11 protein-coding genes are annotated in these 18292 nt (G+C 40.6%); 7 read left to right on the top strand and 4 right to left on the bottom strand.

Annotated features, from left to right (window positions below):
• Window positions 1–52 precede the first annotated feature (52 nt).
• The 3 genes from IPO83_00290 (at window position 53) to IPO83_00280 (ending at window position 2060) form a co-directional block, all read left to right on the top strand.
• Window positions 53–652 (top strand): sugar transferase, encoded by a 600-nt coding sequence (locus IPO83_00290; protein ID MBK9729730.1) that lies wholly within the window; start codon window positions 53–55, stop codon window positions 650–652.
• Between the two features lie 192 nt (window positions 653–844).
• On the top strand, window positions 845–1279 hold the full coding sequence (locus IPO83_00285) for a hypothetical protein (protein MBK9729729.1): 435 nt from the start codon (window positions 845–847) through the stop codon (window positions 1277–1279).
• Window positions 1280–1466: 187 nt separating this feature from the next.
• Complete coding sequence (locus IPO83_00280) at window positions 1467–2060, top strand: DUF2807 domain-containing protein (protein MBK9729728.1); 594 nt, start codon at window positions 1467–1469, stop codon at window positions 2058–2060.
• 31 nt (window positions 2061–2091) lie between these two features.
• On the opposite strand, the gene IPO83_00275 is transcribed toward IPO83_00280, so the two are convergent.
• Together IPO83_00275 and IPO83_00270 are read right to left on the bottom strand one after the other, a co-directional pair.
• Window positions 2092–2838, bottom strand: a complete 747-nt coding sequence (locus tag IPO83_00275) for a response regulator transcription factor (protein MBK9729727.1) — start codon at window positions 2836–2838, stop codon at window positions 2092–2094.
• Window positions 2839–2844: 6 nt separating this feature from the next.
• Window positions 2845–4113 carry a HAMP domain-containing histidine kinase gene (locus tag IPO83_00270; GenBank protein ID MBK9729726.1) on the bottom strand — a complete coding sequence of 423 codons (1269 nt, stop codon included), beginning with the start codon at window positions 4111–4113 and terminating at the stop codon, window positions 2845–2847.
• A gap of 275 nt (window positions 4114–4388) precedes the next feature.
• Here IPO83_00270 and IPO83_00265 point away from each other — a divergent pair, with 275 nt between their 5' ends.
• Window positions 4389–4817 (top strand): DUF1573 domain-containing protein, encoded by a 429-nt coding sequence (locus IPO83_00265; protein ID MBK9729725.1) that lies wholly within the window; start codon window positions 4389–4391, stop codon window positions 4815–4817.
• A gap of 73 nt (window positions 4818–4890) precedes the next feature.
• Here the strand turns inward: IPO83_00265 and IPO83_00260 are convergent, their stop codons facing one another.
• Window positions 4891–5025 carry a PT domain-containing protein gene (locus IPO83_00260; GenBank protein ID MBK9729724.1) on the bottom strand — a complete coding sequence of 45 codons (135 nt, stop codon included), beginning with the start codon at window positions 5023–5025 and terminating at the stop codon, window positions 4891–4893.
• A gap of 208 nt (window positions 5026–5233) precedes the next feature.
• Complete coding sequence (locus IPO83_00255) at window positions 5234–10513, bottom strand: T9SS type A sorting domain-containing protein (GenBank protein ID MBK9729723.1); 5280 nt, start codon at window positions 10511–10513, stop codon at window positions 5234–5236.
• A 415-nt stretch (window positions 10514–10928) separates the two neighbouring features.
• On the opposite strand from IPO83_00255, the gene IPO83_00250 reads away from it, so the two are divergent.
• The 3 genes from IPO83_00250 to IPO83_00240 all read left to right on the top strand — a co-directional run bounded on the left by IPO83_00250 (window position 10929) and on the right by IPO83_00240 (window position 18150).
• The gene (locus IPO83_00250; protein MBK9729722.1) at window positions 10929–11684 is read left to right on the top strand and encodes a T9SS type A sorting domain-containing protein; all 756 of its coding nucleotides are present in this window, start codon (window positions 10929–10931) and stop codon (window positions 11682–11684) included.
• Window positions 11685–11838: 154 nt separating this feature from the next.
• Window positions 11839–14700, top strand: coding sequence for a T9SS type A sorting domain-containing protein (locus IPO83_00245; protein ID MBK9729721.1), 2862 nt, complete (start codon window positions 11839–11841; stop codon window positions 14698–14700).
• A 456-nt stretch (window positions 14701–15156) separates the two neighbouring features.
• On the top strand, window positions 15157–18150 hold the full coding sequence (locus tag IPO83_00240) for a hypothetical protein (GenBank protein MBK9729720.1): 2994 nt from the start codon (window positions 15157–15159) through the stop codon (window positions 18148–18150).
• Window positions 18151–18292: the final 142 nt, after the last annotated feature.

The following is an 18292-nucleotide window of genomic DNA, read 5'->3' as shown; positions in this document are numbered from 1 at the left end:
CGTCTGAACACCTACTAAATTTTTTGAAGAATTTGCTAATTCAAATCCCGCCATGTACCTGTTCACCAAAAGGATTTTTGACGCAACTGTAGCCGCCATCGCGCTGGTATTGCTGTCTCCCCTGTTCGTGGTAATTGGCATTTTTATCCTCTTTGATTCGGGCTTTCCGGTTTTCTTCCTTCAAAAAAGAGTCGGCCTTCACCAACGTCCCTTCAGTATGTTCAAATTCAGAACGATGCATACCGGCGCCGACCGGCAAGGGTTGCTAACCGTCGGTATTGATGACAACAGGATTACTCGAATCGGAAAATTTCTCAGGCGCTACAAACTTGATGAGTTACCTCAACTGATCAATGTATTCATTGGAAATATGAGCCTCGTAGGTCCGCGACCCGAAGTTCAAAAGTATGTTGACCTTTATTCCGAAGAACAACTTAAGGTATTGGAAGTAAAGCCGGGCATTACCGATCCCGTTTCACTGGCATTTTTTAATGAAAATGAACGCATCGCAAGATATACTGACCCGGAGGAAGGATACATAAAAGAAGTAATGCCAGAAAAACTGCGGATGAACCTTGAATATCTTCAGCACAGAAATTTTAGCAACGATCTGACAATTCTTTTCAAAACCATTAAAAGAATTTTTTCCTGAACAAAGCACCTCGACTTTTAAGTCGTGACAACCACAATTTTAGCCAAATCACTCTCTTATTTGCACCCAATTACACAATTAAATGCCCTTTCAGCAATTATATAATTAACTTCGTCGATTCAAAGGCGTATTTCTGCCTTTCTTTTTGCGACTTCTAACGCATCATTTTTAACCAGAATCCGCGTACCTGACATGAACAAAGAGCAGCTACTAAAGAAACTTCGCCTTGAAGGAGATCAGGCAGTTTTGATTGTGAATGCCCCCAAAGAATACATCACACTGCTTGGAGCAAAAAAGTACAGCACCAAGCCGTTAAAATCCGACGAGGGAAAATATGACTTTGTACAGTTGTTTTCCGCTTCACAAACTCAGTTGGAGAAACTGGTATTGCAATGTTCCAAAGTTGGTAAGTACAATTGTATTTTCTGGGCATGTTACCCCAAAGGTGGTGGCATGATTAAAACCGATATCCGGCGCGACTCTGTATGGACTGCATTGGAAAAAGCTGGTCTCCGCCCGGTTTCACAGGTTGCTATTGATGAAACCTGGAGTGCGCTGCGTGGAAGACCACCTGAAATGGTTGGCAAAAGCGAAGAAGCAGATGCTGAAGCTGATACCGGCGCATAGCCATAAGCCACTTTCAAAATTTTAAACAGATTTTTTTTCATCAAAAAATCAGCATAGAAAGTCGGTTATGATTGCCTTTCTATATTCATTGAAAGATCTGCGATGTAAAATGTAAATAAAACCAAATCCGCTGCTGCCAATGCGGCAATCCATTACATTTCGGTTTTAACTTTTAAATTCCACTACTATGTTCATTCGCAATTCCCTTTTTATTTTAATGCTGCTGAGCTGGTGCATCATTTCTTGCAAACATCCCGTTACAGGCAATGGTAATATTATCTCTGACGAACGTACACCTGAAAATTTTGAATCAGTAGATTTACTGGGCGCGGCTGAAGTGGAAATTATACAAGGAAATGTATACAAAGTAGTTGTGAAAAGTGATGAAAACATAGTTCCATTGGTTGGAACAAAAGTGAATGACCGGAAATTAACTATTTCGACAGTTGATGAAATCAATCTTGCCCATTCTAAAATTTCTATTCAGATTACCTGTCCGTCCATTAATTCGGTTAACATATCAGGCGCTGGTGATTTAATTATTAATTCCTTTCATCAGCCAAATATCAAAGTGAGTGTACACGGGGCCGGCAATGTGAAGTTTGCCAACAGTGAATGCGATACTGTATATGCAACATTATCAGGTGCTGGAAACATGTATGTGAATGCAAAAAATTATCTGGAAGCAACTGTAAATGGCGTCGGAAATATTGAATATTCAGGCGATCCAACAGTGAAGTCAAAGGTGTCAGGTGTAGGGAATGTGAGTCAAAAAAAATAGCAGCACTTATTCCATCCTTAATTCCCAATTCTTAATTAGCTTTCACCGTCAGCTTAAAACCAACACCATGATGGTTTTCAATTTCCACCTGTGGATCGACGGTTAAATATTTACGCAGTTTTGAAATAAAAACATCGAGCGAGCGGCCGAGAAAATAATCATCGCTGCCCCAGACCTTCATCAGCAGTTCATCACGTTTCACCACATTGTGCAGGTTACTGCAAAGCGCATATAAAATCTCCGCTTCCTTCTCTGTAAGTTTTCGTTTGTCGACCACTGTTTCAGTTACGCCTGCTTTACGTTTATCCTGCAAGCCCTGCGGCTGATTTACGCTCAATTCAAAATTCGTGTAATCAAAAAGTATGGAGCCGAGTTGAAATGTTTTTTGCTTGGAATGATTCGTTCTGCTTCGTTTCAAAAAAACTTCCATACGCAACACCAGTTCTTCGATGTTAAACGGTTTGGTGATAAAATCATCGCCGCCGGATTTAAATCCCTTGATGCGGTCTTCCTTGCCTGATTTCGACGTAAGAAATAAAATTGGTATAGCTTCTTCTGTTTTCCTGATTTCCTGAGCCACAGCATAGCCATCTTTTTTTGGCATCATTACATCGAGAATACACAGATCAAATTTATTATTCTTAAATATGTTCAACGCCGATTGTCCGTCTTCACAAAGTGTAACCTGGTATCCGGAGATGGACAAATAATCCCGGATCACCGAAGCAAGGCTCTTGTCATCTTCTACCAGTAATACCCTGGCTTTTTCTGCCTGCATGTGTACCTATTTTTTTTGAGGAAAATTAATGTTTATCGTGGTTCCCTGGTCAGGTTCACTTTTTACTTTTATGTGTCCGTGATGGTCGCGTACAACATGCCGCACATAATACAAACCCAATCCGAAACCCTTTACATCGTGCACATCACCGGTTGACACGCGGAAAAAACGATCGAAGATGCGGCTTATATTTTTTTTGTCAATACCAATACCGTTATCTGCAACAGAAATCCCGATTTCATTTCCGGCATTTGCTGTGCTGATAACCATGACAGGTGGCTTCAGACAATATTTTACCGCATTATCCAACAGGTTAAAAAATGTATTCGTGATATGCATGCGATCACCTTGTATAAAGGGATTTTCAGCGTTAAAATGTTTCTCAAGTCTGCCGCCTTTCTCCAGGATAATCTGCTCTACGCTGGTAATTGCCTGTTCAAGACATTCATGAATATCCACTTCTCCCAGCCGGTACTTCATTTTTTTCTGATCCCAGACTGCCACCTGCAATACCCGCTCAACCTGATTCTTTAAACGCAATGCTTCCTGTTGTATCAGGTTTGAATAGCGTTCGATGATTTCCGGTTGCTGTTGTATCTCAGGTTTGTTCAGCAATCTGGAGGTTACAAGTATGGTAGAAACAGGGGTCTTGAATTCATGCGTCATGTTATTCACGAAATCTTTCTGAATCTCCGACAATTGCTTCTGACGGAAAATAGTAATTAATGCAAAAGCAAAAAACAAAACCACCACCAGCAATACCAATGACGAAAAAAGCCAGATACTCATAGAGTCAATCAGGTGGTTCGACTTATCAGGAAAGTTGACGGAGAAATAATACAGGTCGTTTTTCCATTGCGGCAATTCGCGTGGTGCCCGGTAGGTTTCATCTTCCTGAAATGAAACATAATTACCGTATACCAGCTTCTGATGGTTACAATCATAAACGCCGTATTCAAAATCGCTTGTTAGACCACGCGACTTAAATTCAGCTTTCAGCAATGATTCCAGCACCTTGGTATCAATCTCTCCATTCACACTCACCACAAAATAATTACCTGACAACTGATCCACTAAACGCGCATTTGGAATCTGCTGGTTGTTCATCTGCAGCAACTGTTCCGCTACACGTTGAAGTGATGTAAATACATTCTGATCAAATTCCTTTTCATGCACATCAAAAGCTTTCCGAAACCAGAAGATCTGCAGCACTACAATACCAGCCATCGAAATAATGGCCATCAGTGTAATGATTTGTATCGTCCGGTTTTTCATTATCAGTAATTGGTAAGAGAATGATGCGCTTCTATTTTCAATCTGTTATTCAGGAAGGCGAAATTAGTCAAGATGCAGTTAGCGGAAAAGCTTTGGAAAAGATTCGAAAATATAACGGGTGCTTTCAAAACCAGAAAATCTTTTCCAAAGCTTATTAACTAAATTTTAAGAAATCTTAAATACTGTATAACAAGCACTCATGGTTTATGGCGCTACATTTGAAACCTGCTTTGTATCAAAGCATTTATCATCAATTAAGCATTACATCGACTGGCATGAAAAAAATTCTTACACTCTTTATTATCTGTAGTACTTGCTGCATTGCGATGTCCCAATCATCAAAAGATATTACTACAGCACTTGAATGGAGCAACGGCATTACCCATGACTTTGGAAAAATTATGCAGCATCAACCTGCTTCCTATACATTTGAATTCACCAATACGGGAACCCAACCGGTAACCATTACCAAAGCGCAGCCGGGTTGCAGTTGCACAGTTTCCGACTATACAAAAGAACCCGTCCTGCCAGGAAAAAAGGGGTTGGTAAAAGCGACCTACAATGCACACAGCGCCGGAATGTTTAATAAGACGATAACAGTCTCAACAGCACCCGGCAATGAATCTACCATTCTAAAAATTACCGGCGTAGTTGTTCAAAAACAGACAGATGTTGCTGATACTGTGGCAGCACCAAGAAAATAATTTGGCTATTTAAAAATTTGGTTGAGAGGATCAATTCTTTGGAATTGATTCATGTGAAGGCTCCGTCGGCTGGTTACCGGCGGAGATTTTTTTTTGAAGGGCTAAGTTGGATGGATGGTTGGATGGTTGGATGGTTGGATGGTTGGATGGTTGGATGGTTGGATGGTTGGTTGGATGGTTGGATGGTTGGATGGTTGGATGGTTGGATGGTTGCGGCAAAGCCGGTTCAACCAAGGTCGTCATTAATCAAAGGGCTTTTCGAGCGATTCCCCTTACACACACTTCAACCAGCATAAAGGCTTGTGGCGGGAGAAGCACAACCATGTAATAATTTAACCATGCAACAATTAACCATCCCATTCTCCGGCTTCGCCGAACCATTTAGCAATTTAACCATGTAACAATTTAATTAAACCTCACTCCTTCACCAGCTTGGTGCTATAAAAATCCCTTCCGCAGATAACATGTATAAAATATAATCCTGCTGAAATTTTATCCAGATGGTCAACTTCAATAAAGTTAATTCCCTTCTTTAAATCAGGAGTCATTTCAAAGAATACTTTTCCCGATACATCAACTAACTGCAACAATGCCGATTGTTCTGAAGCGGCATACAACGAGATCGACGTATTATCATGTGCCGGATTAGGAAATACAAAAATAGACGCCGCAACATCCTGTTCCTGCAATTCCACCCATCTTACCGGAGAATAGGTGAATGTCTGATCGAGATTCACCATGCGCAACCGGTAATAAATTTTGGTGACACCCAACTCAGTTACTTCGTAATCTGTATAAAAATAATTATTCGGCACAGTGGAACTTCCAGCAGCATTCGTAATACCAATCTCCTCAAATTGAATTCCATCAAGGCTTCTCTCTATCGCGAAATAATTACTGTTCCATTCCGACTGCGTGTTCCATTCGAGCAAACTGTTTTCCCCAATTAATGAAACGGTAAAAGTAGTGAGTTCAACAGGCAGAATAAATGTTCCGACACCAATACTGAAATCAGAAAATGAATTGCAGGAATAATCAGAACGTTCCGCATAAGCAGTACCTCCGGATTCCGACTGTGTGGCATTCACGTGTGTGCCGCATTGTTGATTCCATACAGCACCTGTAGGATCTGCAGAATCAACCCGCTTTATCACAGCGTAATAAAATGGTGAAGCTGCAGAGTTGGAATGACCTCGTTCATTCAAGGCAACATTGTAAGTGCAGGAAGGGCTTGCCACCAAAGCAAGCGCCGCATCATATGGTTTGAAATTCCAATAGCCAGCGTTTAATCGATCAACGATCACCGTTCCGTTAACGGTCAATGAAAAAGTTTCATCGGCAGTAGTGGTAGCATCAGCGGTAAACCTGCCCAGCAAATTATCGACATTGGAGTTGGTAGCGAAATCAAACAGTGCAAGCTCATATCCATCACCATTGGTTAAAGTTGAAGTTCCTACCGGGAAAGCATAGACACCGGTTGTGATTTTTCTTCGCAGGTTTCCATTCACCCAAGAAGCTGCGGAGGAATTGGAAGCAGGATAGGAAATAGAACCTGTTGCATCATTTGTAACTGATACTTCATTGCTGCCGGTAGTAATTAAACCATTGGTCAATGTCAACAGATTTGAAACACTGACACTGCTTGTAGCTCCTGATAAGGCTATGCCTGAAGCATTGTTGATTTTGAGCCCGTAATAAGTTTCATAGCCGGCATTCAATGAAATAGTTTGCAGAGAAGCGCCGGAGAAAATAACTGTTTTGGAATTCGGTGAGAAACTGCCATTCGTTCTTGTCCAGTCGCCGTTGATATATAAATCGCCGGTTGCACCTGTTGAAAGCTGCAACGTGCTTCCTGTGATTGTAAGATTTCCTCTGATCAAATGATCAGCTACGTTGGCAGCTTGGATAATCAGATCAGTACTTGAAGCTGCTGTTGTAATTTCGAGATGATAAGGAATTCCAATGTCACCACTTACTCCATTGGCCCACGTAATATCATTCAATCCAACCTGGTAATCATTACCACCGGTAAACCTCAAAATGGAACCCGTATCATAATGCGCTGCATTTCCAACGGCTGCTCCTCCGTTATCTACCTGGAAAACACCTTTGATCGTTGTGAGATTTCCTGTACCGAAATTAATTTCTCCGGTTGCATCTTTCAACGTTACATTTTGATCGAAGAGTAAAGTTCCTGATGAAGTTGAGGTTACCAGAAAGCTGGTAGCATACAGCGTTCCCGTAACGCTTACAGTGCCTGTTCCTGTTACAGATCTTATTCCACCTGTTGCATTCCAATAAGATGCGGTTTGCCCGGAAGTCATGGCAGTGGGTGCCGCCCAAAAAAGTGTTTGCCCATTCAGGTTAATATTTCCGCCTGACATAGTAAGGTAAGTATAAACAGAACCGCTGTAGTTATACATGGTAATTTTCATACTTGTTAAATTTCCGGCTGTATTGCTGAGATACAAATCACCTGCTGATTTATTTACTTCCACATAATGAAATGTTTCTATGCCGCCTCCTGTAACTGTGATGGTTTGATTTGCTGTTCCGTTAAATTTTACCAGTCTTCCTACCGGGATAAAAACGCCTATTGCAGCGCGTGTCCAGTTGCCCTTGATGTATAAATCACCTCCAAGGGTTGAGGACAGTGCGAGTGTGTCACTGCTTCCAATCGTCAGGTTGCCACGCATTTCTCTAGGATAAGCTGTATTAAAAACAAGCTTCGTTCCCGTGCCTGCAATATCCACATGCTGCGGCCAACCTGAACCACTGAATGTATTATCGTACCATTCTGCATTGGCAGTATAAGAGCCGTTCGTATTATATTGAAGTGTTGAATTAGTGGAGTACGTTGGAGCAGAACTATTGAAGACATAGCTGCCTGACTTCAATTGTAGTATTCCATTCACGGTAGTGCCTGAACCACCCATTCCAACGCCAATGTTCAATGTTACATTTTCAAATTGTGTAGCTGCTATAGGAACAATGGTTGCTGTATAACTATTCAGTGTTTTTGTAAAAATGACTTCCGTATTGGAGTTCGCCGTAAAGGTGCCTGCATTGGTAAAAGTAGCATTGGAACAGGTTGCATCAATCGTGAGTTTGCTTGCACTGTTCATGGTGAGCGAAGCCAACGCAATCACGGTTAAAGAATGACAGGTTGCAGTAGTGCTGCTGATAACCGGATAATTGGTAGTGACAACCGGAATCGTAACATCATAGTAAATGGTCGGCACGATCTGCGGACTCCAGTTGGTGGAAACATTCCAATCGGTACTGGTAGCTCCTGCCCAGGCAATGGCATTGCTTACTTCATCGGCACCAATATCAGGTGTAGTGCCACTTCTCGATGTTGCATCATAGTCTGTAGTAAAACCGGCAATAGGTGTTCCTGCATTATTTAATGTAGATATATCACAGGCATTCGCAACAATATGAAGATCAATAGTGGAGACGAAAGTAAAACTCATAGAGAGCGACGGCGGAGATCCGGCGGGATTGTCCTGATTGACAGGTGTGGTGGCGGCAGACCAAAGTGCAAGAGAGGTTTTATTGGCTGCTCCTACATAACCCAACACTCCACCCGTGCCGGAAGTAAATAAGTCGTTTGCTGTGCCTGTATAAGTTGAAGGAGTACTGTTGAACCGGATAGCATAATGAGTGCCTGTTGATGTTCCGGAATTGCTACGCTCGTTGATGAAAATATTATTTTTTAAAACGAGCGCATTAGTTGTGGCGCAATAAAATGCATGCGAGTTACCGCTGCCTGACGTTGGCATTCCTTGAATTCTTACAGTATTGAAATAACCGGTGACAGTACTGGATACATAATTGATTCCATAGAAAAGATTACCATTGGAGATGCCGCTTCCCAGGGAAATCATGTTGTTAACTAATGTTGCAGAATTTCCACCGGTAAAAATAGTAATCCCACTTACCTGCGCCGTAGAACTGCTGGAACTTACTGACAGTGAATGAACCCAGTTTTGCTGCACCACCAATGCTGTTGCAAGGCCACCCGACCCACCTGTAACATACATGCCTCTTACATCAGTGGCAGGAGAACCTGATGTAGCGGTATTGGTTAAATTGCTAATCGTGTTTCCTGTTATTGCATCGCTTGGTCCGCTGAAACTGGTATTTTGAATTCCAATAACAGATGCATTGGAGCTTATTCCTGCATTTGCACCACTACAGGTTAGATTTTGGATGGTATTTGATGAAATGGTATTGGTGGTCCCGGCAGCACTGGTGAGTTTTATGCCAACTATATTAGCTCCTGAAATAGTATTCACGCTCGTAATATTATTAGCCGTGCTGTTTCCAATCGTATTGCCGCTGATAAAAGATGAATTAGTATTGTTGCTGTAAATCGCGACAAAGGGATTTCCGCCTTGGGCCCCTACGCTTCCGGTTGATCCGGTATAACTGATAGAGATACCGCCAATTGTATTACCTGAAATAGTATTGGCCGACGAACCGCTTATTAAAATTCCCACAACAGGAAGAAACGGACTGGTGCCTCCTGACTCCAGATTCTGTTTGAACAAAATACTACCTGTACCACTGGTTGAGCCAATAATGTTATTGGTAATATTTGCTTTGCCTCCCTTTAGCCAAATTCCCACAAAACTGTAAGTGGTACCTGTATTTGTACTGCGTGCAGTAGTGAAATCAATATTCGCAATTGTATTTCCGCTAATTGTAGAGGTGGTTGTATTAAGATTGAGCGATATGGGATACAAGTCAATGGAAGTGTGCGATCCTGCAATATTATTGGTAAATGTAAGATAGCCGGTGCCCGCCGAAGTATTATATCCAAATACATTATTGGAAACGGTGTACCCACCACCACCTTCTATTCTCAATCCATAAAAATCGTTGGCCCCACCTGCTACAATATCTCTCGTACTGCTCTGGTAAAATTTATTACCAGAAATCGTCCAGGTTGAGACAAACGTTGAAGCAATATATACAGCGCATGTATTATTTCCCGCCGTTAAATCAATCCAGTCATGGAGCGCACAATTGGTAATCTGGCAAAGGTCATTTGCATTTCCAGAACCATAACCCTTAATCAGGATAAACGGTAGCGTGGCAGCATCAGGGCCGAAATCACAATTCTGAATATAATTGTTATCATTTCCGGTAGAGCCGGATGTACCGGCGATCGTGACGATGCCTCCATCGGATGCAGTTTGGGTTGAAGCATTTCTTCCCTGCAGATTGCAATATTTTATAACGTTGTTGGTTGCATCATTGTAAAGTTTAATAGCCATTGCCGACGCTGAAGAACTGGTATTGGCAATCGTAAGCGAAACAACTCCGCTAATTGATCCATCAATCGTAACATTATCTGCCCCATTAAAAATAATCATGCCGTTCGCTGCAGGTGCTCCCGTAATAGTCCATGATCCACCCGAAGGTTTGATGGAAATAGTTGTCCAGGCGCCACCAATCAGGGCAACATTACTAGAGTTGGGCTCTGTCACATTTCCGGTAATCGTTATCATGATATTGTTACCTGTTTGCGCAAAACCATTTATTCCAAAGAAGGCACCGGCTGCTCCTGAAAGATTAGTATAGCTCCCATTGCTGCCTGCGTTGGCACCCGACACCGTCACCTGTGCCAACAGCTTTTCAGCAAAGGCACAAAGCAGCAAAAACAAGGAGAGTCGGAGTAATTTCAAGCCCAGGGATTTATCAAACTTAAGGCTTCAAAAATAAATGAAAAAAATGCCGCAATTACTATGTTAACGCAAAAATAACCGAACAAAAAAATGTGGAAAATAATCGCATGGTTTGGGAGTGTAATATTACTTCAAAATGAATACCTGTCTGAATGCTCTTTGGAGCTGATTTAAAAAAAACAAATGATAAAATCCATCATATAAAACACGCTGTGTTACTTTTAATGCTATTGCATTATGAAAGAATTGAAAAGCTGCTTTGAAAAAACAGCAACTCTCAGCAGCCTGTATATAGTTCACAGAAGAACATTTGCTTTTATGTTGTGAAAAAATATGTTTAACCAAAGCCGGTTCCCAATAAAAAAATAACTACTTTTGAGAGATTATCTTTTTTTAACCACAAAACCCAATTGACATGAAAAAAAATCTTTACACTTTTTTGATTGCCTTTGCCTTTGTAGCGTTTGTTTCGAACGTCAATGCGCAAGTTACCATCACGTACCAGGTGGACATGACCGGTGCAATGTTAGGTGCTGCCGGCGGCACCTGCCCCGTACTTCCTTTTGACCCTACCACGGATGTGGTTCAGGCAATGGGCGCTGAATACAATAGCTGGACAGAAGCAGAAAATGTTGCCTGTGGATTAGCTTTTACTGCAGACCCAACTGTTGACTTTGCTCCAATTGCTGCAGGGTCCTGGATCTACACCCGCACAAAAGACATCACCCCTGATGCATTCGGTAAAATCACCTGGAAATACCGCCTCAATCACTCATGGGACAATGATGAACTCAGAGGTGTAGGTGATGGTAACCGTCATGCATCTGTGCCTGCAACTGGTGCTATTACCATTATTTCCCTTTTCAACGACACTGTAAATACCATTACTTCAGGTATTCACAATCCCAAATTGGCTGAAGTTCGCCAGGTGTATCCTAATCCTGCAAATAACAGTTCAGTGGTTACGTACTACACTTTGAGCAATGAAAATGTTACCGTTTACCTTGCCAACGTACTTGGTCAGACCGTGAAGACTTTCTTCAACGGTAATCAATATGTAGGTATTCATAACCTTACTATGGATCTTGCTGATCTTTCAAATGGTTTCTACTTTGTAAATGTTAAAGTAGGCAGCTCCATTGCTTCACAAAAAATTACGGTATTGGATTAATTCTAACCGGTTACCTAAAAGAAGCCCACTTTGTTGTGGGCTTTTTTGCCCTCACATTTGATTTTAAAATGTTTGCTATCACGACCGCTTTTGCAAGAATGAATTTTGTAATGCATAATTTGCAGTAATAACACACTTCTTAAAAATCTTTCTCATGAAAAATTTCTTCGCCGGTTTTCTCTTTACGCTGTTTTGCATTGAAACAGAAAATTCATTCTCGCAGGTAATCGTCGCTAATCCACTCTTCCCTGCCGATAATGCTACCGTAATACTTACCTATGATGCTGCACAGGGAAACCAGGCGCTGAAAGATTTTACAGGAGATATTTACATACATACCGGAGTGATCACGAATCTCAGCACTTCCCCCAGCGACTGGAAACATGTGGTAACTACCTGGGCAAGCACCAATCCGCTGCACAAGCTTACACCCCTTGGTAACAATAAATATTCATTTACCATAACCAATATCCGCACGTGGTACAATGTACCTGTGAGCGAAACAATTTTGAAACTGGCCATGGTATTCCGCAATGCTGATGGCAGCATCGTTGGCCGCAATGCTGACGGCAGTGATATTTTTTATGATGTGTGGGACGGTGTTACTTTGCAAACTTCTTTTCTCGAACCGTCGAATAATCCTGTCTTCCTGAATCTGAACGAAACCCTGCAAACAACTTTTGTTGTTTCCAAGCCCGTTACGATTTCACTTTACCAAAATGGAAGTCTCATCAACCAGGTTCTCAATACAGATTCTATCACTGCCACTTTAACTGCCACTGTAAATGGCAAAACATGGGTAAAAGCTATCGCTGATGATGGCATTACACAGGTAGCAGATTCATTTTATTTCGTTGTGAATCCTCCTGTAACTATCGCTGATCTTCCGGCAGGTGCAGCAATTGGAATCAATTATCTTACAGATACAAGTGCAACACTCGTACTTACAGCGCCCAACAAACAATTCGTGTATGCGATAGGCGATTTCAGTAACTGGGAAGCGGAAACTGATTTCTTCATGAACAAAACCACAGATGGAAAATACTGGTGGGTTACGATTGAAGGTCTTACTCCGCAGGTGGAATATTCTTATCAATATTTAGTGGATGGCAACCTTCGGATAGCAGATCCTTACAGCGATAAAATTCTCGATCCGAATAATGATCCTTATATCAGCGATGCTACCTACCCCGGGCTGATTGATTATCCTACCGGGAAAACAAGTGGTATTGTTTCAGTGCTGCAAACGGGGCAAGTTCCATTCAACTGGCAGGTTACCAATTTCATAAAACCGGATCCCAACAACATGGTAGTGTATGAATTGCTGGTGCGCGATTTTATAACAGCACGCAATTTTGCGGTATTGAAAGATTCCATTCACTATCTGAAAACTCTTGGCGTAAATGTGATTGAGCTGATGCCATTCAGTGAATTTGAAGGCAATGAAAGCTGGGGTTACAATCCGGATTTTTATTTCGCGCCCGATAAATATTACGGTACTAAAAACATGCTGAAAGAATTTATTGATGCCTGTCATGAGAATGGTATAGCGGTAGTGCAGGATATGGTATTAAATCATTCTTTCGGACAATCTCCGATGGTGCAACTTTATTGGGATGCTGCTTCAAACGGACCAGCAGCAAACAATCCGTGGTTTAACCCCGATCAGAATCTTTCTGTGGCCGGTTACCAGGGAATGCATCCGTACGGCGTGGGATTCGATATCAATCATGAGAGTGAATACACGCAGCGCTTTGTTGATGATGTGCTGGCATACTGGGTTACTGAATTCAAGCTGGATGGATTTCGTTTTGACTTGTCGAAAGGATTCACGCAAAAATATTCCGGAGATAATGTAGGCTTGTGGGGACAATATGATCAGTCACGTATAAATAATCTGAATCGCATGCGCGACCAGATTATTACAGTGGATCCTTCTGTAATACTGATCCTGGAACATTTTGCCGATCAGAATGAAGAGCAGGTACTTTCAACAGATGGATTTTATCTCTGGTCGAATTCAAATAATAACTATGCACAATCTGCAATGGGTTATGCAAGCAGCTCCGATATTTCATGGGTTTCTTATAAGTCACATGGCTTCACACAGCCTCATGCCGTGGGTTATATGGAAAGTCATGATGAGGAACGAATCACTTACAAAGTGATTACTTACGGAGCACACACGACTGACTACGATGTGCGTCCATTAGATGAAGCACTGAACAGGATGATGATGGCAGCCTGTTTTTTCTTTACTATTCCCGGACCAAAGATGATCTGGCAATTCGGTGAATTGGGCTACGATTATTCCATTAATTATTGTCAGAACGGAACCATCAGCACCAATTGCCGCGTAGATGCAAAACCAGTGCGATGGGATTATCTCAACTACAATCCACGCGTGTGGGTTTATAATTTTTACAAAGCAATGATTGATTTAAAGTTGAATTACTCTGTTTTTCAAACTTCAGATTTTGTAATGTCTGTAGGCAACCTGAAAAAAAATATCCGCCTGAACAGTGCAACCATGAATGTTTGCGCAGTGGGTAACTTTGATATTACAGGAGCTAATCAGCCGCCCAATTTTCAACATACCGGTTGGTGGTATGAATACTTTACCGGCGACAGCATTAATATAACCGACATTTCCGCTCAAATGTATCTCAGCACGGGCGAATACCGCTTGTACACGGATCATAAACTTGCGACGCCAGAGTTGGGAAATGTAGGCATTGATGATCCGCAACTTCATGCCTTGCAACTTTATCAGAATGTACCGAATCCGTTTGGTCAAAATACAACCATTGATTTTTATGTGCCGCAGGCCGGCAAAACATTACTGGAAATTTATGACCTCTATGGCCGGCTTGTAAAAACAGTTTCCAATAAATCGCTGGCAGCAGGATTCTATACCGTTGATATTCCGGGTGCAGATTTTTCTAACGGGATCTACATCTGTAAACTCACACAAAACGGATTGGTGAAGACGGTGAAGATGCAGGTGGGAAAGTGAGGAGATCGATCCTATAGCGATGTAAAATTTATTGCCGTAGTTACATAAGAGATGATGTGTGAATACTAGTCCTGTGAATTTTATTTTCACGGTGCGGTTCATTTTATGGTAGTACTCATATTTTCAAATCAACCATAAAAAATTGGCAGGTTTTATTTAAATGAACGTCCTTATTGGACGTAAAAAAACTCCGCAATTTTAATTGCTACCAAAAGGAAGTCTCGAACGAGACTTAACTCTTAACTAAACAACAATGTCCTGGCGGGACCTGGCTCTTATATTAAATAACCTTGCATACATGGCTTTCTGAGAGAAAAAACCGTAAGGGTGACAGGGCAATGAAGCATTCAATTTTACCCGCAACAATGATATTTTTATAGACAGGTTTCATTTTGGCAAAAGCAGCTTACCACATAAGCTCAAGTTTATTAGCTTCGTGTAACTTAATACTGTTATATGTACAGTTCATCAAAGTACAGTCGTATTTCCGTGATCGCTTTAATGATTATTTTTTATCTCAGCTCAAGTCTTATTGCACAGCAGCCAATTTTTAAGCATTATACTACAGGCGAAGGACTTCCCAGCCAGGTTGTTTATTGTACAACTCAGGATTCCAAAGGTTACTTATGGTTTGGAACCGATGCAGGTGCCAGCAGATATGATGGCCATACTTTTGAAAATTTCAATATTCAGGATGGGCTCTCTGACAATGAGATTCTAAACATTCATAAAGATTCAAAAGGCCGGTTGTGGTTCTTTACATTAAATGGAAAACTAAGTTATTTTTTGAATGATACTTTCTTCAATGCAGAGAAGGATAGTCGCCTTGAACTTTCTGCAAACAAATTTGAAGCAGTTTCATTCATGGAAGATGCTGACAGCAATATCTGGATAGGTTCCAGAAGAAGTCAACTATTATATTTTGGTAACAATGGAAAATCGCAACTATTCAATCTTGATACCCTGCTTTTTCATCCTGCAAATAGTCTAAATAATTGGGTCTTTACCTATACGCCTTCCAAAGATAAAGTCTGGATCATGATTGGCTTTCACACTTCTATATTATTTGAATACAAAAACAACATTTTCGAAGCATATCCTGATCAATCGGTAATTGAGCCGTTATCCAACCAATTCTATATGCAAAATACAAATCTCAACACAGCATTTTTTAATGGTAGTTCAGGAATCTGCATTATTGAGAACGGCAAAAGCAAGACTATTATTCCTCGTTTATCTATTCCACACTACGAGAAGGATAATAGATTTTTTGTCGACCGCAACATGGATATCTGGACAACAAGTTCCGATAACATGATTTACCATTTCAAGCATGTCGATAGTCGTTTTGTATTTGATCACTCTTATTTTTTGGACGCTAATATTGGAGGCGTGTTTGTTGATTCAGAAAACAATACATGGTTCAGCACTACTACAAATGCAGTTTACAAATTATCACCCAACAGCAATTATTTAAAAATATTTCCAGGCAATTTTAATAATACTGACAACAGTATAGAATGCGTCAAACTTGATAATACAGGACGCGTATGGTTCAGCAGCAGCAAAGGGAATTTATATCAGTTGAATAAGGATTCATTGAAAAAATATACTATCACTCCAGAAGGTAATGGACCAGGAATAAGAAATTTTGTAACAGACATAAACGGAAATGTTTTTTGCATAACCGCAGAAGGCCTGTTTTCATTAAATAAAAATTCTACAGCCCGATATCAATTTATTAGTGTTCCTGCCAGAAACAATGGAAAATCCTATGATTTCCGGGCGGCTAAATATCTTAAAATAGATCGCAAGGGTCGCTTATTCTTCACTTCTTCGTCAGGTTTATTACAATTAAATTCAGAAAACAATTATAACTATGTTAATTACGTTGCCTTCAATTCGTTATTAGCGCATCGAATATATAGCCTTTATTTTGACGCATTAAACAATATGTGGTTTGAAAATTTTGAAGAGCTATGTTGTTATAATAATAAAGAAGTGATTTCATATCCTTTGCTCGATAAAGAGTTTTTGAGTCAAATCACAAGCATTGAAGGTGTTTCAGATTCAGTTTTAGCTATTGCAACTTACGGCAGTGGAATAAAATTTTTCAAGAACGGGAAAGTGATCAACAGATTTTCTCAAAAACAAGGTTTAGCCGGCAACCTCTGCAGACAAATTTTTGTTGAACAGGATACAGTATACGCAGCCACAAATCAGGGATTTACTTACTTCATATATAGCAACAACACTATCTCAGACGTGCACACTTTCTCCATTAATGAAGGAATGCCAAGCAATGATGTCAGATATATAGCTGCTGGTGATGGCAGAATTTATATTGCAACATCATCTGGACTATGCGTGATGAATAAGCGTATTCTCACTCATCAAAAAACCATTAAGGCTCCTCAAACTTATTTTAAGTCGATCAATGTAAATGGCAATAATCAAAATGATACATCTGTATTAGCTTCGTATTATGATGATATAATTGTGAATTTTACAGCTATCACATTTGATCAACCTGATAAAATAGTTTATCAGTATAATTTAACCGGCAAAGAAAACGGATGGATAGAGACTAAAAACACGACCGCTATTCTTTCTTCATTAACACCCGGAAATTACATCTTCAGCCTGCGCGCTAAGAAATATGATTCTGACTGGAGCAATCCGATACATTTTCAACTGAATATAGAACCACCCTATTGGCAACGATGGTGGTTCAGAGCAATATTCATTTCTATTTTAGCCACAGCAGCCTACTACCTCATTAAGTACATTACGGGCAGGAACTATCGCATTAAATTGAGAGAAGTAAAAGCACAGCAAGCGCTAGCTGAAGAAAGGAACAGGATTTCATCAGATATGCACGATGATCTTGGAGCTGATCTCAGCAATATTCTCATGCTTACACGCATCAGTAGTGAAAGTAATAAAAAAGATCCCTTGAAAACCAAACAGCTTTCCGAGATAGAACAATTCACAACACGTGTAATCGGCAAAGTGGATGAAATTATCTGGGCATTAAATCCAAATCAGGATTCATTGCAAGACCTGGTGGCTTACATCAAAGATTATTGCGGACAGTTTTTAGATCACCAATTCTTAAAAGGAAAAATTACTATCCCACATCCTGTACCCGATAAAAATATTACGGCTGCTTTTAGAAGAAATATTTTTTTGGTGATTAAAGAGGGCATGAACAATATCATTAAACATTCCGGTGCTACAACATTCAGTCTCGAACTCAAATTTAAAGACACGCAAGCCGAAATTACGCTTCAGGATGATGGAAAAGGATTTTTGGATAATGATAAATTAGAGCGGGGAAATGGATTGATGAATATGCAAAAACGCATCAGGCAACTGAATGGCGAAATAGATGTTCGCTCTGTTCCGGGAAATGGGACGGTGCTTAAGTTAAGAGTTCCTATAAATTGAGATAAACCAATCACTTGATCCACTCTAACTTTGCTACCTGGCTTTTTCTGAATCAGGACTTAAGAAAAAATATTTATAATTGAAGATCCTGCTGATTTCATTTGAAAACCTAGCTCCTTTAAACATCTCATTACGGGAGTAT

It is taken from the genome of Chitinophagaceae bacterium (assembly GCA_016717285.1).
Classification (GTDB): Bacteria; Bacteroidota; Bacteroidia; order Chitinophagales; family UBA10324; genus JACCZZ01.
This window is presented reverse-complemented; position numbering and strand designations above follow the sequence as displayed.